The 19,392-nt window shown below is 61.0% G+C and carries 20 protein-coding genes; 10 read left to right on the top strand and 10 right to left on the bottom strand.

Features of this window, described 5'->3' with window-relative positions:
- Positions 1–3 precede the first annotated feature (3 nt).
- Complete coding sequence (locus AC0V6T_RS04920) at positions 4–1,458, top strand: AmpG family muropeptide MFS transporter (protein ID WP_486124828.1); 1,455 nt, start codon at positions 4–6, stop codon at positions 1,456–1,458.
- Here AC0V6T_RS04920 and AC0V6T_RS04925 read toward each other — a convergent pair.
- From AC0V6T_RS04925 to purB, 9 genes are all read right to left on the bottom strand, one after another.
- Complete coding sequence (locus AC0V6T_RS04925) at positions 1,455–2,795, bottom strand: bifunctional folylpolyglutamate synthase/dihydrofolate synthase (protein ID WP_486124830.1); 1,341 nt, start codon at positions 2,793–2,795, stop codon at positions 1,455–1,457. The genes AC0V6T_RS04920 and AC0V6T_RS04925 overlap by 4 nt on opposite strands.
- An 8-nt stretch (positions 2,796–2,803) precedes the next feature.
- The gene (gene accD, locus AC0V6T_RS04930) at positions 2,804–3,655 is read right to left on the bottom strand and encodes an acetyl-CoA carboxylase, carboxyltransferase subunit beta (RefSeq protein WP_007164509.1); all 852 of its coding nucleotides are present in this window, start codon (positions 3,653–3,655) and stop codon (positions 2,804–2,806) included.
- A gap of 12 nt (positions 3,656–3,667) precedes the next feature.
- Positions 3,668–4,450, bottom strand: a complete 783-nt coding sequence (gene trpA, locus AC0V6T_RS04935; RefSeq protein WP_486124832.1) for a tryptophan synthase subunit alpha — start codon at positions 4,448–4,450, stop codon at positions 3,668–3,670.
- Between the two features lie 244 nt (positions 4,451–4,694).
- On the bottom strand, positions 4,695–5,912 hold the full coding sequence (gene trpB / locus AC0V6T_RS04940) for a tryptophan synthase subunit beta (protein WP_486124834.1): 1,218 nt from the start codon (positions 5,910–5,912) through the stop codon (positions 4,695–4,697).
- Positions 5,905–6,546 carry a phosphoribosylanthranilate isomerase gene (locus tag AC0V6T_RS04945; protein WP_486124836.1) on the bottom strand — a complete coding sequence of 214 codons (642 nt, stop codon included), beginning with the start codon at positions 6,544–6,546 and terminating at the stop codon, positions 5,905–5,907. The genes trpB and AC0V6T_RS04945 overlap by 8 nt, the downstream gene beginning before the upstream one ends.
- Before the next feature lie 17 nt (positions 6,547–6,563).
- Positions 6,564–6,938 carry a bleomycin resistance protein gene (locus AC0V6T_RS04950; RefSeq protein WP_486124838.1) on the bottom strand — a complete coding sequence of 125 codons (375 nt, stop codon included), beginning with the start codon at positions 6,936–6,938 and terminating at the stop codon, positions 6,564–6,566.
- A 12-nt stretch (positions 6,939–6,950) separates the two neighbouring features.
- Positions 6,951–7,625, bottom strand: a complete 675-nt coding sequence (gene pyrF, locus AC0V6T_RS04955; protein ID WP_486124840.1) for an orotidine-5'-phosphate decarboxylase — start codon at positions 7,623–7,625, stop codon at positions 6,951–6,953.
- A complete protein-coding gene (locus AC0V6T_RS04960; RefSeq protein ID WP_486124842.1) occupies positions 7,622–7,999 on the bottom strand; it encodes a LapA family protein in 378 nt (125 codons plus the stop codon). The genes pyrF and AC0V6T_RS04960 overlap by 4 nt, the downstream gene beginning before the upstream one ends.
- A 119-nt stretch (positions 8,000–8,118) precedes the next feature.
- Positions 8,119–9,429: an adenylosuccinate lyase gene (gene purB, locus AC0V6T_RS04965; RefSeq protein WP_486124844.1), complete on the bottom strand. Its 1,311-nt coding sequence runs from the start codon at positions 9,427–9,429 to the stop codon at positions 8,119–8,121.
- A gap of 147 nt (positions 9,430–9,576) precedes the next feature.
- Here purB and AC0V6T_RS04970 point away from each other — a divergent pair, with 147 nt between their 5' ends.
- A complete protein-coding gene (locus tag AC0V6T_RS04970; protein WP_486124847.1) occupies positions 9,577–11,811 on the top strand; it encodes an FAD-dependent oxidoreductase in 2,235 nt (744 codons plus the stop codon).
- Here AC0V6T_RS04970 and radC read toward each other — a convergent pair.
- Positions 11,808–12,554: a RadC family protein gene (gene radC, locus AC0V6T_RS04975; protein ID WP_040464799.1), complete on the bottom strand. Its 747-nt coding sequence runs from the start codon at positions 12,552–12,554 to the stop codon at positions 11,808–11,810. The genes AC0V6T_RS04970 and radC overlap by 4 nt on opposite strands.
- An 84-nt stretch (positions 12,555–12,638) precedes the next feature.
- Here radC and AC0V6T_RS04980 point away from each other — a divergent pair, with 84 nt between their 5' ends.
- From AC0V6T_RS04980 to AC0V6T_RS05015, 8 genes are all read left to right on the top strand, one after another.
- A complete protein-coding gene (locus tag AC0V6T_RS04980; protein WP_486124849.1) occupies positions 12,639–15,950 on the top strand; it encodes an intermembrane phospholipid transport protein YdbH family protein in 3,312 nt (1,103 codons plus the stop codon).
- Positions 15,951–16,030: 80 nt separating this feature from the next.
- Entirely contained in the window at positions 16,031–16,222 is a 192-nt protein-coding gene (locus AC0V6T_RS04985; RefSeq protein ID WP_486124851.1) for a YnbE family lipoprotein, read from the top strand.
- A gap of 42 nt (positions 16,223–16,264) precedes the next feature.
- A complete protein-coding gene (locus AC0V6T_RS04990) occupies positions 16,265–16,654 on the top strand; it encodes a YdbL family probable chaperone protein (protein WP_486124853.1) in 390 nt (129 codons plus the stop codon).
- A 140-nt stretch (positions 16,655–16,794) separates the two neighbouring features.
- A complete protein-coding gene (locus tag AC0V6T_RS04995) occupies positions 16,795–17,121 on the top strand; it encodes an AtpZ/AtpI family protein (protein ID WP_007164495.1) in 327 nt (108 codons plus the stop codon).
- 82 nt (positions 17,122–17,203) lie between these two features.
- Positions 17,204–17,959, top strand: coding sequence for a F0F1 ATP synthase subunit A (locus AC0V6T_RS05000; RefSeq protein WP_486128497.1), 756 nt, complete (start codon positions 17,204–17,206; stop codon positions 17,957–17,959).
- Between the two features lie 52 nt (positions 17,960–18,011).
- Positions 18,012–18,239, top strand: coding sequence for a F0F1 ATP synthase subunit C (locus AC0V6T_RS05005; protein ID WP_324262799.1), 228 nt, complete (start codon positions 18,012–18,014; stop codon positions 18,237–18,239).
- Between the two features lie 88 nt (positions 18,240–18,327).
- Positions 18,328–18,822, top strand: coding sequence for a F0F1 ATP synthase subunit B family protein (locus AC0V6T_RS05010; protein ID WP_486124856.1), 495 nt, complete (start codon positions 18,328–18,330; stop codon positions 18,820–18,822).
- Positions 18,815–19,336: a F0F1 ATP synthase subunit B family protein gene (locus AC0V6T_RS05015; protein ID WP_007164491.1), complete on the top strand. Its 522-nt coding sequence runs from the start codon at positions 18,815–18,817 to the stop codon at positions 19,334–19,336. Before AC0V6T_RS05010 ends, AC0V6T_RS05015 begins: the two co-directional genes overlap by 8 nt.
- Positions 19,337–19,392: the final 56 nt, after the last annotated feature.

Genomic DNA, 19,392 nt, shown 5'->3' on the forward strand with positions numbered 1-19,392 from the left:
GTGTTGCACGAAATTCCTGGGAAGCAAAAGGACGACGACATCGGAATGGACTGGAGCACGGCAATTCTTTTCGGGGTGATCGCGGCCATGGTCGGGCTCGCATACGTCGTCCCGTCCTTCGCCCCCTATCGCCGAAAAATGCCATTCGTGGCATTTCTGCTCGGCATTTCTTCGGGTTTTCCGCTGACGCTCCTGCTGGGGACGATGACCTTCTGGCTTTCGAAGGTCGGCATCGAGAAGTCGACAATCGGTTTCGCCATCGGCCTGACGACACCCTACACCCTCAAGTTCCTGTGGGCGCCGTTGATCGACAAGACCCGCATTCCGATCCTGTCCGACATGCTCGGGCAGCGCCGGGCGTGGCTCTATCTGGTTCAGGGCGCACTTGTGCTTGCGCTCTGGCAGCTTGGCAGCAGCAACCCTACGAATGAAAACATCGGCCTCTTCGCGTTCTGGGCGATCGTGGTGGCCTTCCTTTCCGCGACGCAGGATATCGTGATCGACGCCTATCGGATCGAGATCCTCTCCGACGAGGAGATGGCGCACGGTACCGCGATGAACCAGTTCGGCTATCGCACCGGCAACCTGCTCGCTGGAGCGGGCACGATCTACCTTGCCTCGACCGAGGGTTACGATGTCGGTTGGGCAATGGCTTACGGGATCACGAGCTTCCTTATCCTACCCGCAGCGCTGGGTGCCTTGTGGGCAGGGGCGGGGCGCTATGATCCTTCCAGCGCGCGCGCGGCCGGGCAGAAGTTCTCGACCTGGCTGATGGAAACCGTGGTCAATCCGTTCAAGGAATTCCTCGGCCGTAAGGGCGCGGTGCTGATCTTGTTGTTCGTCCTGATCTACAAGGTTGGCGACGCGATGGGGCAGGGCATGCTCAACCCGATGATTGTCGAGCTTGGTTTCTCCGACACCGAATTCATCACGATCAACAAGTTCGTCGGTTTCGGCGCGCTGATCGTTGGCTCTGCGCTGGGCGGCCCGTTCATCGCCTGGCTCGGTATGGGGCGCGCGCTTATCGTCTCGGGCCTGTTGATGATGCTGTCGAACTTCATGTTCGTCCTGCTCGCCATCGTTGGTGACAACAACATCATGCTGGCGCTGGCCGTTGGGACCGAGAACCTGACGAGCGGGATCGGCCTTACCGTCTTCGTGACGTATCTCTCCGGTCTTTCGAACCTCGCTTACACCGCGACGCAATTTGCGCTGCTGTCGAGTTTCGCAGCCGTCGGGCGGACTTGGTTGGCGACCCCCTCGGGTTACCTTGCCGAGAACCTGGGGTGGGTCGGTTTCTGGACCTTCACCGTCATCGTCGCGATCCCCGGCATGACGCTCTTGTGGCTTCTGTGGCGTAAGGGTTTCGTGGTCGAAAGTGTGCGGCAGACGGGGAAGGAAGAGGTCGATGATCCACCTGAGGCGGTGAACGGCAAACCGCGGGTGGAGCCGAGCTAGGTCGGAACCTCGTCGTTCAGCTTCAAAGCTTCGCCCGCGAGGTAGAGCGAGCCGGCGATGAGGACGGGATTCCCGTCATTGGGCAGATTGAGCATTGCCTCTTCAAGGTCGGCGCGAGGAACTGCATTTGGACCGAAGGCGCTTGCGTGGTGACAATCGTGGTCGGGCACCGGAACAACTTGGAGCGTGCGGATACGGTCGCCGAGCGGCTCGATGATAGCGCGCGGATCTTTGTTGTCGAGCATGCCGATGATGAGGTGGAGCGAGCATGGCTCGTCGGCCACTGCACTTGCCAGCGCTTCTCCGGCATTTGGGTTGTGACCGCCATCGAGCCAGATGCGCCCACCGTTTCCAAGAGAAACAAGGGGCCCGCTAGCAAGCAGCTGCAGCCTTGCTGGCCAGTTGGCTAAGACAATTCCCTTTTCAAGGCTACACATTGAGAATTCAATACCCCGCTGCGCCCTGAGCATGGCCATCGCAAGACCTGCGTTTAGAACCTGATGGTCACCAAGCATGTCAGGTCGCGGGAGATATTCTGGAGCACCGTCAGTTCGGTGGTCTCGGTAATACATCCCATTCTCGGTTGGTGAGCAATCCCAGTGGTCACCCATTAATCGGAATTTCGCTCCAGATTTGGCGGCAACGTCAGCTATCGCATTCGAAGCTTCGGGCGCATACTCGCTTCTCCCAAACGTCACCAACGGCACACCCCTCTTCGCAATTCCCGCCTTCTCGAACGCAATCCGCGCCATCGGCTCTGTCGGTACGCCTTCCTCAGGCGCGAGCAGAAAGCGTTCGTGGTCCAGTCCCAGCGCCGCGATCCCGCACGCCGCGACCGCTTCCGGCTCCAGCACATTGGTCGCATCGAAGCGTCCGCCCAGACCCACTTCGACCACGCAGGCGTCGGCAGGCGTGCGGCTGAAGGCTAGGATTGCGGCGGCGATGGTGACTTCGAAGAAGCTTGGGGAGATATCCACGCCTGCGTCCAAGACTTCCTCAACAAGCTCCGCCAGCGGGCCGTCTTCGATCAACTTTCCCGCAATCCTGATCCGCTCATTGTAGCGCACCAGATGCGGGGAGGTTGTCACATGCACTCGCTTGCCATCTGCTTCGAGCATCGCGCGCAGGAACGCGCAGACTGAGCCCTTGCCGTTGGTCCCCGCGACGTGAAACACGGGCGGAAGCTTGCGGTGCGGATTGCCGAGCTTATCCATCAGCGCGCGGATCGTCTCCAGCCCGAGCCGCCCTTGCGGGACGCTCAGCGCCGAAAGCCGGTCCAGTTGCGCCTGAACGCGCGGGTCATCGGACTGCCCGAAGTCGAGCTGACCGGATTTCATGGGAGTGCCTACGCAGCCGCTTTGGGCTGCAGATAGTCGAGCACCTGCGAAAGCCGCTCTTTCAGGTCCTTGCGGTGAACCACCATGTCGACCATCCCGTGCTTGTGCAGGTATTCGGCGCGCTGGAATCCTTCGGGCAATTGCTCGCGGATCGTGTCCTGGATCACGCGCTGTCCGGCAAAACCGATGAGCGCGCCGGGCTCTGCGATATGGACATCGCCAAGCATCGCGTAACTCGCCGTCACTCCGCCCGTGGTCGGGTCGGTGAGGACGACGATGTATGGCAGGCCAGCGGCCTTGAGGCGGCGCGTCATCACGGTTGCGCGCGGCATTTGCATCAAGCTCAAGATGCCTTCCTGCATGCGCGCGCCGCCTGCCGCAGTGACGACCACAAAGGCGCAGCGGCGGTCGATGGCTTTCTGCGCTGCCTGACAGAAGGCTTCACCCACCGCCATGCCCATCGAGCCGCCCATGAAGGTGAAGTCCTGCACGCCAACAACGGCGGGTCGTCCATCAATCGCGCCCGAGCCTGCGACAAAGGCGTCTTCGTGCGTGCTTTTGGCGCGCGCCGCCTTGATGCGGTCGGTGTACTTCTTCGAATCCTTGAACTTGAGCGGGTCTTCGGTGACCTGCGGGATAGGCAAAAGCTCGAAACCCGGATCGAGCAAGAGCGCCAGCCGCGTGTCTGCATCGATACGCCCGTGATGCGCGCATTTCGGGCAGACCGAGAGGTTCTCCTCGAACTCCTGCACGAAAAGCATTTCCTGGCAATTCTTGCATTTGACCCAAAGGTCTTTCTCGGTGCTCGTTTTCTCGGTGCCGAAACCGAGCGAATTGCGGACGCGGGTGAACCAGTTCATTTCTCGTATCCCTTAGGAACGTGCGGCGCGCATGGCCGAGGTCATGGCGCTGGTCAGTGCTTGTAGCTTGGCAGGGGCCGCATCGCCAAATTCTCCGACCAGATCGACGAAGGCGGAGCCGACGACGACGCCGTCCGCGACCTTAGCGATTTCGGCGGCCTGCTCGGGCGTGCGCACCCCGAAGCCGACGGCGACGGGCAGGTCGGTCGATTGCTTGATGCGGCTGACATTGGCTTCGATCGAGTCGATTGCGGCCTGCTGCTTGCCGGTGATGCCTGCGACCGAGACGTAATAGAGAAAGCCCTCGCTGCCCTCGATTACTGCGGGAAGGCGCGCTGCGTCGGTGGTTGGCGTAGCTAGGCGGATCGGGGCGATACCTTTTTCGCGCAGGGCCGGGCCAAGCTCGCCGTCCTCCTCTGGCGGAATGTCGACGCAAATGACGCCGTCAACGCCGGCGTTCGAGGCTGCGAGCGCAAACCATTCAGCGCCGCGCCGGATCATCGGGTTGGCATAACCCATCAGGACCAGCGGCGTGTCGGGATGGCGTTTGCGGAAGTCGGTCGCCATTTGCAGCACGTCTGCGGTAGTCGTGCCCTTGCCGAGCGAGCGCAGGTTGGCGCTCTGAATCGCGGGGCCGTCAGCCATCGGATCGGTAAAGGGCATGCCAAGCTCGATCACATCCGCGCCGCCTGCGACGAGTGCATCGAGATTTGCCGCTGTGTCGCCATCGCCAGCCGTGATGAAGGCGACGAAAGCGGGGTGCGGTTTGGAGAAGGCGTTGGAGAGGCGGCTCACAGTGGTAAGTCCTTCTTCGTCAACAAGCCCCAAAGGCCGCATACGGTGGCGACTATCAACATGAAAATTGGCACGCCATCCCAGTGGATTTCTTCTGCACTCATCGACTTGAGAAGGATCAGGATCGGTGAGATCAGTAAACCGATTACGAACCCCTTTAATCCCCTCATCAAGCTGAAGCTTGCGAAAACACGTTCAATCAGGGGCGGTTTCTTGCCCAGTACTGGGCCATCATCGCCGCGTCTCACATTTCCACCCCAAGCTTCTCCGCTACGGTGAAGATATCTTTGTCTCCGCGTCCGCACAGATTCATCAGGATGATCTGGTCATCGCTCATCTGCTTAGCGCGTTCGGCGACCGCGTGAATAGCGTGGCTCGGCTCAAGCGCGGGAATGATTCCCTCGGTACGGCAAAGCAGCTTAAAGCCTTCAAGCGCCTCTTCATCGGTCACAGCGTTGTATTCGACGCGGCCTGTTTCCTTGAGCCAAGCGTGCTCGGGTCCGATGCCGGGATAGTCTAGGCCGGCGCTGATCGAGTGGCCTTCGGTGATCTGTCCGTCTTCGTCCTGAAGCAGATAAGTCTTGTTGCCGTGGAGCACACCGGGGACGCCGCCAAGGAGGCTCGCCGCGTGTTCGTCACCATCCAGCCCGTGACCCGCCGCTTCGACGCCGAGCATCTTCACGTCCGGATCGTCGAGGAACGGGTGGAAAAGGCCCAGCGCATTCGATCCGCCGCCGATGCAGGCGACGAGCAGGTCGGGCAGGCGACCGGTGCGGGCGAGCATCTGCGCGCGCGCCTCGGTGCCGATCACGCTCTGGAAATTGCGCACAAGCTCGGGATAGGGGTGCGGGCCTGCCGCCGTGCCGATGATGTAGAAGGTGTCGTGGACATTCGCGACCCAGTCGCGCAGCCCTTCATTCATGGCGTCCTTGAGCGTCGCACCGCCGCTGGTGACGGGAACGACCTCGGCGCCAAGGAGCTTCATGCGGAAGACGTTCGGAGACTGCCGGGCCACGTCTTCTGCGCCCATGTAGATGACGCAGGGCAGTCCAAAGCGCGCGCACACGGTCGCGGTGGCAACACCGTGCTGGCCAGCGCCCGTTTCAGCGATGATGCGCGTCTTGCCCATACGCTTCGCCAGCAGGATCTGGCCGATGCAATTGTTGATCTTGTGCGCGCCGGTGTGATTGAGCTCGTCGCGCTTGAACCACACCTGCGCTCCGCCCAGCGCCTCGGTCAGTCGCTCGGCAAAATACAGCGGCGAGGGGCGGCCCACATAGTGTTCGAGCAGGTCGTCGAACTCAGCCTGAAACGCAGGATCGGCCCGGGCAGCGCGATATTCACGCTCCAGATCGAGGATCAGCGGCATAAGCGTCTCGGCGACGTAGCGGCCACCAAACTCGCCAAAATGCCCGCGATCGTCGGGCTGGGTGCGGAAAGAATTGGGGGTGTTCTCAGTCATGGTCGAGCGCGGCTTTGCAGAAGGCGGCGATTCTGTCCACGTCCTTGAGGCCCGGCGCGCTTTCCACACCTGACGAAGTGTCGACCAATGGGGCGCCGGTTGCCCGGATGGCGTCGGCCACATTGTCGGAATTGAGTCCGCCCGCAAGGCCCCAAGGGATGGACTTGTCGAACGCATCGAGCAGCGACCAGTCAAAGCCAATTCCCATGCCGCCCGGCAGCGCACCCTTGGGCGTTTTGGTGTCAAACAGGATCAGGTCGGCAACGCTCGAATAGGCGTCGGCAGCGGCGATATCCTCGGCTGTTTCGACGCTCAGGACTTTCCAGACCGGCAGGTTTAAGCTGGCCTTGACCTCTTGGACGCGGGCCGGAGTTTCCTTTCCATGAAGCTGGATCGCGTCGAGCGCGCCGTGCCGGACTGCCTCGTTGAGCAGGGTATCCTCGGGGTTCACGAACACGCCAACCTTCAGGAGCGAGGTTGGCGTTGTCGCAGCCAGTTCGCCCGCAAGCTCAGGCGCGACAAAACGCGGTGAGGGCGGGTAGAAATTGAAACCGATATGGCTCGCCCCCGCATCAGCGGAAGCGGCAATCGTCTCGGGCGTCGAGAGCCCGCAAATCTTGATTTGGATGGTCATGCCAAAGGTTTCGAGCTTCAGTCGTTCTGGATCAATCTGAACAGCGATCCGTCCGGGTCAGTCAGATACGCGATCGTTAGCCCGCTGGCTTCTTTTTGAGGAGGATGAATTCGTGGATAACCAGTGCGCGTATCGGGTACGCCTGCTACCTCAATTTGTGCGACCATCTCGGCCAGATCGTCGAGCCGAATACACGCACCAAACGAGCTCTCGAGGGGATTGAGGTCGGGATACGGAAAGAATTCTAGAACCACGCGAGACCCCTTTGGGCCGCGATGGAGGATCATCCAGTTATCAGCCCGGTAACCGCATTCGAAGCCGAGCTTGGCGAAAAACTGGACCGTCGCATCAAAATCGCGCGACGGCAGGTTAGGCGTGGCCAGATCGGGCATTCGTCACCTTCGTCAAAGTGTTGCCTCGATCGCGCGCGCGGCGGCTTCGGGGTCTTCGGCGCGGCTGATCGGGCGGCCAATTACAAGCACGCTCGCGCCATCGTCGCGCGCCTGTCGCGGAGTAACAGTGCGTTTCTGGTCGCCGGTGAGCGAGCCTGCGGGGCGAAGGCCGGGGACGACGAAGAAGCCGTCCTTCCACTGTTTGCGGACCTGTCCGACTTCCTGACCGGAACAGACTATGCCGTCGAGGCCAGAGGAATGCGCAAGTTCAGCAAGGCGCATCACGTGATCGTGCGGCGTGCCTTCGGTGCCCGTGGCGCGAAGGTCGCGTTCGTCGAGGCTGGTGAGCATGGTAACGCCGACGACCTTGCAGCCTTCTGCAGCAGCCGCCTTCGCATCCTCCATCATTGCGCGCCCGCCGCTTGCGTGAACGGTGACGATGGATGGCTCGTAAACGTGGATCGCCTGCATCGCGCCTGCGACCGTGTTGGGGATGTCGTGGAACTTAAGGTCGAGGAAGATCGGCAGCCCCATATGCGCGATCTCGTGAACGCCGTGGCCACCATGCGCGCAGAAGAACTCAAGCCCCAGCTTGATCCCGCCAATATGCGCTTTTACCTTCGATATAAGCGCCTTGGCAGGCTCGATCTGAGGTACGTCGAGCGCAAGATAGACCGGATTGCTCATTCAGCGGTGTCGTCCTTCTGGGGTGAGCTTGGTGTCGGGGAGAGTGTTTCCGCAGGCTTTGCCGGGATATCCGCAGGCTTATCGACAGTCGCATCCGGCTGATGACGCTGTGACAAGGCGTTGGATTTGATGGAGTTTTCAAGGCTACGGATGCGGCGACCAAGGCTCCATTTGACGCTGCGATGATAGAGCCAGGTGGGGATAACTCCGAGCAACCAGAATACGAGGGCGATGATACCCACAGGCCAGTCGAACCCAACCGGGTCTTCCGACAGCCAGATGCGAACGCGCTGCGGCTCTCCGTAATTGAGCATAACGAAGACGACGATGAATATCGCCAGCAAGACCCACAGAATTGTACGCACGATCTGCACGTGTTCGATCCCCTTGATTTCGCGACCCGTGTTTTCCGGGCATTTTGTGTTGACGCAAACCTAGGCGATTTGGCGCGCGAGTCTAGCGGTGTGACAAGTATCGCCAGTTGGCAATCGGCTTACCCGAAGACGCGAGCGAAAATCGTGTCCACATGCTTGAAGTGGTATTCGAGGTCGAACTTTTCCTCGAGCTCTTCGTTCGACAGAGCTGCGGCCACTTCATCGTCAGCCTTCAGCAGTTCGAGAAGCGAAAGCGCGCCCGACAATTCCCACACTTTCATCGCATTGCGCTGGACGAGGCGGTAGGCGTCCTCGCGGCTGACGCCAGCCTGCGTGAGCGCAAGCAGCACACGCTGGGAATGGACAAGCCCGCCCATCGAATCGAGATTGGCCTGCATGCGTTCAGGATAGACGAGCAGCTTTTCGACGACCCCGGTCAGGCGCGCGAGCGCGAAGTCGAGCGTAATCGTCGCGTCAGGGCCGATGAACCGCTCGACCGACGAATGCGAGATATCGCGCTCGTGCCATAGCGCCACGTTCTCGAGCGCGGGGAGGGCATAGGCCCGGATCATGCGCGCTTGGCCGGTCAGGTTTTCGGTGAGGATCGGGTTGCGCTTGTGCGGCATCGCGCTCGAACCCTTCTGGCCCTTGGAGAAGAACTCCTCGGCTTCGAGCACTTCGGTGCGCTGGAGATGGCGCACCTCAACCGCGAGCCGCTCGATGCTGCCGGCGATGACGGCGAGGGTCGAGAAATACATCGCGTGGCGGTCGCGCGGGATGACCTGAGTGGAAACTGGCTCGACGCTCAGGCCCAGTTTCTCGGCGACGTAGGCTTCAACTTCGGGGTCGATATTCGCAAACGTGCCCACCGCGCCCGAGATCGCGCAGGTGGCGATTTCCTCGCGTGCGGCGATGAGGCGCTGCTTGCACCGGTCGAACTCGGCATAGGCCTGCGCGAGCTTGAGGCCGAAGGTCACCGGCTCTGCATGGATACCATGGCTGCGGCCGATGGTCGGGGTGTATTTGTGCTCTTCGGCGCGGGTCTTGATCGCGGCAAGCAGTGCGTCGAGATCGGCGAGCAGGATATCCGAAGCGCGAGCTAGCTGGACCGCAAGCGTCGTGTCGAGCACGTCAGAGCTGGTCATGCCCTGGTGCATGAAACGCGCTTCTTCGCCGACCTGCTCTGCCACCCAGGTGAGGAACGCGATCACGTCGTGCTTGGTAACTGCCTCGATCGCGTCGATGGCTTCGACGTCGATCTCAGGATTGGTCGCCCACCAGTCCCACAGCGCTTTACCGGCACTTGCAGGGACGACGCCCATCTCGCCCAGCTTTTGGGTCGCGTGCGCCTCGATCTCGAACCAGATGCGGTACTTGGCTTCAGGCTCCCACAGGGCGGACATCTCTGGGCGGGCGTAACGGGGGACCATGAGCGGAGGCTTTCTTTCGAAAAGAGTGGATCGGCGGCTTTCCCGGCGCGGCTATGCCGCGACGCGCTGTTTGGCAAGAGCCGCCTTCGCGGTATCACCTGTAACCGGGGACGCGCCCGGCGCGAATGTAGGGCAGGAGGAACATTCATGACCAACGCATCGCCTGTAAGCGTGCCGCCCTCGGCTGTGGGCGTGGCTCACGCAGACAAGCTGCAGGAAGAGCGCTTTCCGCCTTTCCTGCGAGTGACGGTGCGCCGCTGGACGAAGTGGTACCTCGAAGGGACCGAGACCTTCTGGCCATTCAGCGATGTCGTCATTCGCTTCTTCATCGGCATGTGGTTCCTGCGTTCGGGACTGGTCAAGGCCGCCGACTGGGAGACCGCGCTTTACCTTGCCGCGAACGAGTACCCCGTTAGCTGGATGAGCCCGACCAATGCGGCGATGACTGGGCTTGCGATCGAGCTGATCGGGCCGATCCTGCTGATCGCTGGCTTCTTCACGCGCCCCGCCGCTTTGGCGATGGCCGCGCTGACGATTGTGAGCCAGGCGGTATACATCCCGACCACCACCAACCTCATCGTGAGCGCGATGCTGGTCTGGTACGTGTTTCACGGGCCCGGCGCGCTATCGATGGACCGGGTGCTGGCATCGGGTTTCAAGGCGAGCGCGCTCCCGTTCGCCCGTCCGACCGTCAACGCTTGGGAGTTCTCGCGCGAACACATCGCCCCGGTCGTGATGGCCGCGATCCGTGTCTGGTTCGCAGTGACCTTGCTTGTCGCAGCGGGACTGTTTGAGCCACCGGTCGTTGTTCAGACATGGCTTCCCATCAGCATTTTCTCAGGCTTCCCGGCGTGGCTCTCGATCCTGTGGGCAGCGTTCTTCTTCACCGGGTTCGGCGCGGTGATCGTGTCCTACGCTCTCTTCTTCCTCATCGCATTCTTCATGATTGCAGGCGCTCACCCGAACATCACGCTGTTCCCGTTTCTCTTCCTCGCGATTTACGAAGCGAAGGGGGCAGGCTGGCTTTCGGTTGACCGGGCTATCCTCAAGTGGCTCGAGAAGAACATCCTGTTCGACCGAGATTATGCGGAAATTCCCGATCGCTGGCCGCATGTGGTGGTCGTCGGCGCAGGGTTTGGCGGATTGGCCGCTGTTGAGCGCCTCAAGCGCTTACCGGTGCGCATCACGCTGATCGACAAGCGCAACTACCACCTGTTTCAGCCGCTACTCTACCAAATCGCCACCGCGACCCTGAACCCGGCTGACATCGCGACCCCTATCAGAAGCCTGTTCAAGGCTGACGGCAATGTGCGTGTCATCAAAGGCGAGGTGAAGGGCGTGGATAAGGAAGCGCGCACGATCAGCTACTGCACGAGCGAGACGGATCACGAGCAGCACCTGACATTCGACAAGCTGGTGCTCGCCACCGGCGCGACCCACTCGTACTTTGGTAAAGACGAGTGGGGGCCGTATGCGCCCGGCCTAAAGACCATCGAAGACGGTGTTGCCGTACGGGCATCGATCCTAAACGCCTTCGAAGAGGCCGAGGCTTCGGGCGATCCGGAAAGGATCAAGCGGCTGCTGACTTTCGTGATCGTCGGTGCTGGTCCTACCGGTGTCGAACTGGCCGGTGCAATCGCGGAACTCGCCCGCGTCAGCGTCGAGCGCGAGTTTCGCACTTGCGATCCTTCGACCGCGCAGGTCATCCTAGTCCAGTCAGGCGACCGAGTACTGCCCGCATTCCCTGAAGAGCTGTCAACCGAGGCAATGGCTTCGCTCGAGAAACTGGGCGTCGAAGTGCGGCTAGGTGGGCGCGTGACCGAAATTGCGGAGCGTCATGTGAGGATTGGCGAGGACACGGTGATCGAGACCGAAACCGTTCTCTGGGCCGCGGGCGTGGCTGCATCCCCTGCTGCCAAATGGCTCGATGCCAAGGCAGACAGAGCGGGCCGGATCGAGGTGAACCACAATCTTCGCGTGCTTAGGCCAAACGGCGCAGCGATAGAGGATGTGTTCGCCATTGGTGACACCGCTGGCAGCATGGCGTGGGATGGCAAGCCCGTTCCAGGTCTGGCACCTGCTGCGAAGCAGGCAGGTGTGCATGTCAGCCGCGTCATTGAGGCCGAACTGCTCGGCAAACCGTGCCCAGGGCCATTCGCTTACAAACATCAGGGAAGTCTCGCGACCATCGGCCGCAAGTCTGCCGTCGCGGATTTCGGTATCTTCAAGATGTCGGGCGCGCTGGCCTGGTGGCTCTGGGGGCTGGTCCACGTTGGTTTTCTCACGGGAGCGCGCAATCGAGTCACGGTGACAGTAAATTGGGCATGGAGCTTTTTTGCCAAACATTCGGGCGTCAGGCTCATCACCGAAAAGCAGGTCTAGATCAGCCCCTTCGCGCGCAGGCTCACATGACCTTCGCGGCCCACGATCACGTGGTCGTGCAGCGTCACCCCGAGCAGCCTTCCAGCCTCGGCGATTTTCTGTGTGATCTGAACATCTGCCCGGCTTGGCTCAGGGCTGCCGGATGGGTGATTGTGAACCAGGATGAGAGCGCTCGCGCCTACATCCATCGCACGCCGGATCACCTCGCGCGGGTGGATCGCGGCCTCGTCGATCGAACCATCGCCCACATGATGATCGTCGATCAGCCGGTTTTTCGCATCGAGATAGAGCACGCGCACGCGCTCGACCGTCAGATGCGCCATGTCGGTCGTGAGATAGTCGATCAGTGCCTGCCAACTTCCGAGCAAGGGCTTCTGGACAATCTCGCTGCGGGCCATGCGGCGTGAAGCGAGTGCGACGCTCTTGAGGGCGGCTGCGCTGGTTCGTCCAACGCCTTTCACACGCTGCATCGCCGCTGGATCAGCGTTAAGCACTCCGGCAAGCGATCCGAAACGTTCGATCAGAGCCTTCGCCACCGGCTTTGTGTCGCCTTGCTTGATTGCGGCAAACAGCAGGTATTCCAAAACCTCATAATCTGCGAGCGCCTCGGCCCCGCCTTTCAGGAGCCTTTCGCGAAGTCTTTCGCGGTGGCCCTTGCCAGCCATCTTGCCCGAATCGGAGACATAAGCAGCCTCAGAGGCGGAGGTCTGGCCGAAATCAAAACTGTCTTCAGGTTGAGGCAATCCGGGTCCCGTCACGTAAAAAGTGTGCGATCTGTCAAAGCCATAATTGCCTTTGGCAGCCGCGTCGCGCAAGTGAAGAGAAAGATGTCAGATGCCCCTTCGCCTTTCGATTCCACAATGGAGCGCCGATCGCTTCTGAGGGGAATGTGGCCTGATCGCTGGCGCTGGCGCTTCAGTCTGCTGACATTGATTTTCCTGATTGTTTTCGGATCGGCTGCATGGATCGAGCGAGATCGCATCGCGGCCAACCTGATCGATGACGCACTTGAGACCAACGGGATCGAGGCGACTTACGAGATCTCCGAAATCGGACCGCAGCGACAGGTAATCAAAAACGTGGTGGTGGGCGACCCGCTTTCCCCCGACCTCACCGTCGAGCAAGTCAATGTCGATGTCGTCCTGACCCTCGGCACTCCGCAGATCGGACGGGTCGAACTTGTCCGGCCCCGGCTGTACGGTGCATTTCGCGATGGCCGCCTCAGCCTCGGTGCGCTTGACCCGGTGCTCTATGCCGAAAGCGATGCGTCACCGGGACTGCCCGCGTTCGATGTCGCTATTGTCGATGGACGGGCACGGATCGACAGCGACTATGGCGTGATAGGTGCAAAGCTCGAAGGGGCGGGGAGGCTCGATGGAGGATTTGAGGGGATCATCGCAGCGACCGCTCCGGGCTTCGGGACGGAGAATTGCAGCGCGCAAGAGGCAACCATCTACGGTGAGGTGTCTGTCGATGGCGGAAGGCCGATCTTTGATGGTCCCGTGCGGCTGCGAGAATTCAAGTGCGAGGGCGCCTCGTTTGCGAGCGCCGATATCGCCGCGCGGGTCGAATTGTCCGAAGGCTTCGATTCGCTCGACAGCAATCTCAGCATCGCCGCGGTTGACATCGACTACGGTGAAAACGGTGCGTCCTCGCTCGACGGAGAAGTCGGTCTGCTCTGGCGGTTTGCAGGCAGCGAAGCTGTTGCGATGGGTGATCTGAGCGTACGGCACGACCTGACCGCTTCGGGCGTCACGACCGCTTACGCCGATATTGGTGAGCTTGGAGCAGAAGGGCAACTGCGCCTCACCGACAACATGTCGCGCGGCGAATGGAGCACACGGTTCAATGGCCGCGGAGCCGAACTCGCACTCGATGCGACCAGCGCCCTCACAGACGCGCAGGAAACGAGCGAGGGGACGTTCCTTGCTAGTTTGCTGGCAAAGGCCGAGCGCGGCCTTTCGCGGGGCCTCAGCGATGCGCGGCTTGCAGGTGACGTCACCGTGCGGACCAATCCCCAGGGTCTGAGGGTAATCATCCCGGAAGCACGCCTTCGCAGCGATAGTGGCGAGACCCTGCTGGCGCTGTCGAGGGTCAGCTATTCACAATCCGAAGCGGCGGGAGATCAGCTAGCCGGCAATTTCATCACGGGCGGCACCGATCTGCCGCTCATCACCGGGCGAATGGACCGACGGGGCAATGGCGACCTCGCTATTCGCATGACGATGGCGGAATACAGAGCCGGTGCAGATTCGCTGGCGGTTCCGCGATTGACGCTGTTGCAAAGTTCGAGCGGCGCGCTTTCGTTCAATGGGCTGGTCGAGGCTCAAGGCGCATTGCCCGGCGGTAAGGTGCGCGGGCTGCTGGTTCCGGTTGAGGGAAGCTATTCCTCGGCAGCTGGTCTCGCGGTTGGGCGGCGCTGCACCGACATCGCGGTGCGCGGCCTCGAGCTATATCAGCTTTCGCTGACCGAACGGCGCGTGACGCTCTGTCCGCAGACGGGAGCCTCCGCGATGGTGCGCTACCGCGATGCGCTCGACCTCTCGATCGCGAGCGAGGCGATTGATCTTGCAGGCTCCCTCGGCGAATCGCGCGCCCGCCTGTCCGCCTCCTCGGCTTTGCTGCGCTATCCGGGGCCATTCGCGCTTACAGGGCTGGAAGCGGTGATTGGCGATCCCGACAATGCAGTGCGTTTCGCAGCGGAGACATTGGAAGGGCGGTTTGACGATGGGATCGCGGGCACATTTGCGAGCGCAAGCGCGGCGCTCGACATCGTTCCGCTCGACCTCAGCCAGATGTCGGGCAACTGGAGTTACGAGGACGGTGCGCTGCTTGTCGATGAGGGCGCATTCAGGCTGACGGAAAGGATCGATCCGGCAAACGGTCCCGACCCGCGGTTCCAGCCATTGACCGCGCAAGGTGCCTCGCTCGTTCTGGCGGACAACACGATCATCGCCGAAGCCGCTCTGCGCCATCCAGCGAGCCAGGCGCTCATCACCAGTGTTTCGATCCGGCACGACTTGTCTGAGGGGACGGGTAGGGCGGACCTTGATGTTCCGGGCGTCCGCTTTGGCGAGAACCTGCAGCCCGACGATCTATCCATCCTCGCGCGAGGCGTGGTGGCTGCAGCCGAAGGGGTGGTCACTGGCGAGGGCGTGATCACTTGGACGCCCGACGGGATCGACAGCTCAGGCACCTTCCGCACCGACGACTTCGACTTTGCTGCTGCCTTCGGTCCAGTGCAACGGGTCAGCGGGGAGATCGAATTCACCGACCTCCTCGAACTGACGACCGCGCCGGGACAGGTGCTCAACATCGGCTCGGTCAATCCCGGTATCGAGGCGCTCGACGGACAGGTCACCTATTCGCTCACCGGTGGCACGCTGGTCGGCGTCGAGGAAGGACGCTGGCCGTTTATGGGCGGCACGCTGATCCTTCGTCCAACCAAGATCAATTTCGGCGGTGGCGAGGGGCAGAGCTACGTCTTCGAGCTGATCGCGCTCGACGCAGCCACCTTCGTTACCCAGATGGAGCTGTCGAATATCGGCGCGACGGGCACATTCGACGGCACGATCCCGATCTTCTTCGATGCCGACGGTAATGGCTCAATCAATGGCGGCTTGCTGATCTCGCGGTCGCCGGGCGGCAATGTCTCCTATGTAGGCGAGCTTACATATGAGGACCTCGGCGCGATCGCCAATTATGCGTTCAACTCGCTTCGTTCGCTCGACTACAACCAGATGGCGGTCGAATTGAATGGCGATCTTGCCGGTGAAATCGTCACCAATTTCAAGATCGACGGCGTGAGGCAGGGCGAGGGGGCGAGCCGCAACTTCATCACCCGTCAGCTTGCCGACCTGCCGATCCGTTTCAACGTTAATGTACGTTCTGAGAATTTCTACCTGCTCGCGACGATCGTGCGCGGAATCTTCGACCCGACAATCTTCGACACGCCCGCGATGCGCGAATCTCTTGGAATTGGAGAATTTGCTCCGATCGAGGCCGAGCCAGAACCCACGCCAGACCCGGATCTCCCGCCTCCTGTTGAGAACATCATCCAAAGGCGTGACCAGACTACCGAAGCGCTCCTGCGCGATGAATCGACCGTTCAACCTCCAGAAAGCGATAATCTGCCATGAAGATGCGTAAATTGACCCCGGTGCACCCGGATGCCACATCGTGTGAAACACAAGGCAAAGGGCGCAGCAGGGGAAGAGTTATGGCGAGGACCCGGACAAACGGGACCGGACTGGCAGTTTTGGGCGCGATGGCGCTTACCGGGTGCATCAATGTTTCCGCACCCGAAGAGCCCATCGTTATCGAACTGAACGTCAATATCCGCGCCGAAGTGCTGTACCGGCTGGCAGAGGATGCCAGCAATACGATTGAAGAAAATGCAGATATCTTCTGACAGGCTTTGATGCCTGCCGAAGATTGGAGGAACGAGAGACCAATGACCCTGATCCGCAACACCATGCTTGCTGCCGCTGCCGGCCTTATTGCCGTCACCGGTGTTTTCGCCCCGGCTTCGGCCCAGCGCGATCCTGCCTACGCCGCCGCTCGTGCCAATGGTTCCGTGGGCGAAAAGATGGACGGCTATCTGGGCGTTGTTGGCAATGCCACACCTGCACTTCAGCGGATGGTGGACGACATCAATATCCGTCGCCGCGCCGTTTATGCTGAAAAGGCCAAGGAAAACAACGCGACGCTTGAACAATATGCGACCACCGCAGGGTGTCAGGCAATCGCGCGCACGGTGCCCGGCGAAAAGTACGAAGCGCCTGATGGAAGCTGGCAAACGCGCACCGATGCACCTCCGCAGCGGCTTCCTGCCTGTCCGTGATTTTCCACTCCACGCTTCAATGCGTGAGGAAAGCGCAACACCCTACCATTGACTCGGGTTTTGCCCTCTTCTAGGGGGCACACGCCCTTGGCGGGCACCTCGTTGTCGCGTGCCTCGCTTGCCTCAATTTGGAAAGCAGCATGAGCGACGAGAAACCCGCCCGAGAACCCATCGCTGAGGATGCGCGGATCGACGCGCTCGAAGAGCGGCTCAAGGCCGCACGCGAGCGCGAAGACGAACGCAACCGGTCGAAGGTCCAGGGAGCTGATGCGAATTATCGCAGCGGCAACCGGGTCCTTGCAGATCTGCTCGGCGGAATTCTCGGAGGCAGCGTCATCGGATGGGCAGTCGATGCCATATTCGGAACGCTCCCATGGGGTCTGTTGGTCGGCCTTTTCCTCGGAATTGGCGTTGCCTTCAGGAACATTATTCGTGCGGCAAACACGGCCCCCAAGGACCCGGAATAGGTCCTGACAAAAGGGGCCGCGTTTTTACAGGTATCAGGGATACAACAAGGTCGTGGCAGCCGAAGCAGGCAAAGTCGATCCGATGAAGCAATTCCAGATTGAGCCGCTTATCGGCCAATCCTGGGAAATCGCTGGCTTCAACATCGCATTCACCAATTCCGCTCTCTGGATGGCGATCACCACGGTTCTGCTGTGGGCGTTTGTCTTTGGCGGCATGAAGCGTGAGCTGGTCCCCGGTCGCTGGCAAATGGCGGTCGAGACCTTCACGGGCTTCATCGACGACATGCTGGAGGCCAACATCGGCAAGGAAGGCCGCAAGTACCTTCCCTACATTTTCAGCCTGTTCATGTTCATCCTGTTCGGCAACCTGCTTGGCCTTTTGCCGATCGGTCTTGCATTCCTACACCCGTTCACCTTCACCAGCCATTTTACAGTGACCGGCGTGCTTGCGGTGATCAGCTTCTCGATCGTTCTGATCGTCGGCTTCTGGAAGCATGGCATCAAGTTTTTCACCCTGTTCGTGCCGCACGGTACGCCGCTACCGATGATCCCGATCATTTTCCCGATCGAGCTGATCTCGTTCCTCGTGCGTCCGTTCAGCCTCGCGCTTCGTCTGTTCGTTGCGATGATGGCCGGGCATGTGCTGCTCAAGGTTCTCTCGTCCTTCGTCATGGACGGCATCAATGCGGGCGTCGGCTTCGGCCTGATGGTCAGCCTGCCGAGCTTCCTGCTTATGATCGGCATTTCCGCACTGGAGATCCTTGTCGCAGGCATTCAGGCATACGTATTTGCACTGCTCACGTCGCTGTACATCAACGACGCAGAGCACCTTCACTAAGTTCACCTTTTTCCATTCCAACATTTCGATTTTCTCAAGGAGTTTAAGTACAATGGAAGCAGAAGCAGCCAAGCTCATCGGCGCAGGCCTCGCAGCTATCGGTGCCGGTATGGCAGCCATCGGCGTGGGTAACGTCTTTGGTTCGTTCCTCGAAAGCGCCCTTCGCAACCCGGGTGCAGCAGACGGCCAGCAGGGTCGCCTGTTCATCGGCTTCGCCGCAGCCGAACTTCTCGGCCTGCTGGCGTTCGTCGTCGCGATGATCCTGATCTTCGTCGCCTAATCGACTTTCGGTTCCCGGGCAGGCCAGTGATCTGGCTTGCCCGGTGACCACCTGATTTCATTCGACCTTCAAGGCAAAGCCAACTGACATGCCTCAGATAGCCCAGCTCGCCGAGACCTATTCCAGCCAGGTATTCTGGTTGCTGGTCTTTTTCGGCATCACTTTCTTCCTCATCGGTCGGGGCATGGTCCCCAAGGTGATGGAGACCGTGGGTATGCGCGACCAACAGATCGCTGACGACCTCGCCGCTGCGCAGGCCGCCCGCGACGCCGCTGACGAGCAGGAAGATGCATGGCGCGAGCGTGAGAACGCCAATCGTGCCAAGGCGCAGGGCCTGATTGCAGACGCCAAGGCCAAGGGTGCCGCTTCGTCCGAAGCCAAGCTGGCTGACGCGCAGAAGCGCCTTGATGCAAAGCTCGAAGCCGCCGAAACCGAGATCGAAGCCGCGCGCACCAGCGCGATGGCCGAGGTCGAGGACGTGGCTGCCGAAGCAACGCAGGACATCGTGGCTCGTCTCGCCGGTGCCAAGGTCGACAAGCGGACCGCACGGTCCGCCGTGAAGAAGGCTCTCGCCAATGGCTAACCTCGTTCTCACCATGATCGCTGCCGGCGAAGGTCCGGCGGCATTCGGTCTTCAGGACTACCAGTGGGTCAGCCTTGCGATGGCTGTCCTGATCGGTGTCGTCCTTTGGAAGAAGGTCCCCGGCGCGATCGCCGGCGGGCTCGACAACAAGATCGCCGAGATCAAGCAGCAGCTCGACGAAGCAAAATCGCTTCGCGCCGAGGCCGAGAAGCTACGCGACGAGTACGCCGCCAAGATCGCCGGTGCTGAGAAAGACGCCGAAGCTATGATGGAAGGCGCTCAGCGCGAAGCCGACGCGATCCTCGCCAAAGCCGAAGCCGACAGCGAAGCGATGGTCGCTCGCCGTCAGCGTATGGCCGAAGACAAGATCGCAGCCGCGGAGCGCGAAGCGGTCGATGGTGTCCGCGCCAGCGCTGCCAACGCCGCTGCCGCTGCATCGCGTACGATCATCGCCAGCAAGCACGACGCCGAGGCTGACAAGGCTCTGGCTGACGAGGTCATCGCCTCGCTCTGATGGCTTTGCCGATCCGGGATTTGAGAGGGCGGTCCTTTGGGGGCCGCCCTTTCTAA

This window comes from Erythrobacter sp. S158, assembly GCF_057364915.1.

Coding starts and splice junctions, on each gene's coding strand:
- AC0V6T_RS04925 (WP_486124830.1), bottom strand. CDS start 2,795: ATGAAATCCGGTCAGCTCGACTTCGGGCAGTCCGATGACCCGCGCGTT.
- accD (WP_007164509.1), bottom strand. CDS start 3,655: ATGAACTGGTTCACCCGCGTCCGCAATTCGCTCGGTTTCGGCACCGAG.
- trpB (WP_486124834.1), bottom strand. CDS start 5,912: ATGACTGAGAACACCCCCAATTCTTTCCGCACCCAGCCCGACGATCGC.
- AC0V6T_RS04945 (WP_486124836.1), bottom strand. CDS start 6,546: ATGACCATCCAAATCAAGATTTGCGGGCTCTCGACGCCCGAGACGATT.
- AC0V6T_RS04950 (WP_486124838.1), bottom strand. CDS start 6,938: ATGCCCGATCTGGCCACGCCTAACCTGCCGTCGCGCGATTTTGATGCG.
- pyrF (WP_486124840.1), bottom strand. CDS start 7,625: ATGAGCAATCCGGTCTATCTTGCGCTCGACGTACCTCAGATCGAGCCT.
- purB (WP_486124844.1), bottom strand. CDS start 9,429: ATGGTCCCCCGTTACGCCCGCCCAGAGATGTCCGCCCTGTGGGAGCCT.
- AC0V6T_RS04970 (WP_486124847.1), top strand. CDS start 9,577: ATGACCAACGCATCGCCTGTAAGCGTGCCGCCCTCGGCTGTGGGCGTG.
- AC0V6T_RS04980 (WP_486124849.1), top strand. CDS start 12,639: ATGTCAGATGCCCCTTCGCCTTTCGATTCCACAATGGAGCGCCGATCG.
- AC0V6T_RS04985 (WP_486124851.1), top strand. CDS start 16,031: ATGGCGAGGACCCGGACAAACGGGACCGGACTGGCAGTTTTGGGCGCG.
- AC0V6T_RS04990 (WP_486124853.1), top strand. CDS start 16,265: ATGACCCTGATCCGCAACACCATGCTTGCTGCCGCTGCCGGCCTTATT.
- AC0V6T_RS04995 (WP_007164495.1), top strand. CDS start 16,795: ATGAGCGACGAGAAACCCGCCCGAGAACCCATCGCTGAGGATGCGCGG.
- AC0V6T_RS05000 (WP_486128497.1), top strand. CDS start 17,204: ATGAAGCAATTCCAGATTGAGCCGCTTATCGGCCAATCCTGGGAAATC.
- AC0V6T_RS05005 (WP_324262799.1), top strand. CDS start 18,012: ATGGAAGCAGAAGCAGCCAAGCTCATCGGCGCAGGCCTCGCAGCTATC.
- AC0V6T_RS05010 (WP_486124856.1), top strand. CDS start 18,328: ATGCCTCAGATAGCCCAGCTCGCCGAGACCTATTCCAGCCAGGTATTC.
- AC0V6T_RS05015 (WP_007164491.1), top strand. CDS start 18,815: ATGGCTAACCTCGTTCTCACCATGATCGCTGCCGGCGAAGGTCCGGCG.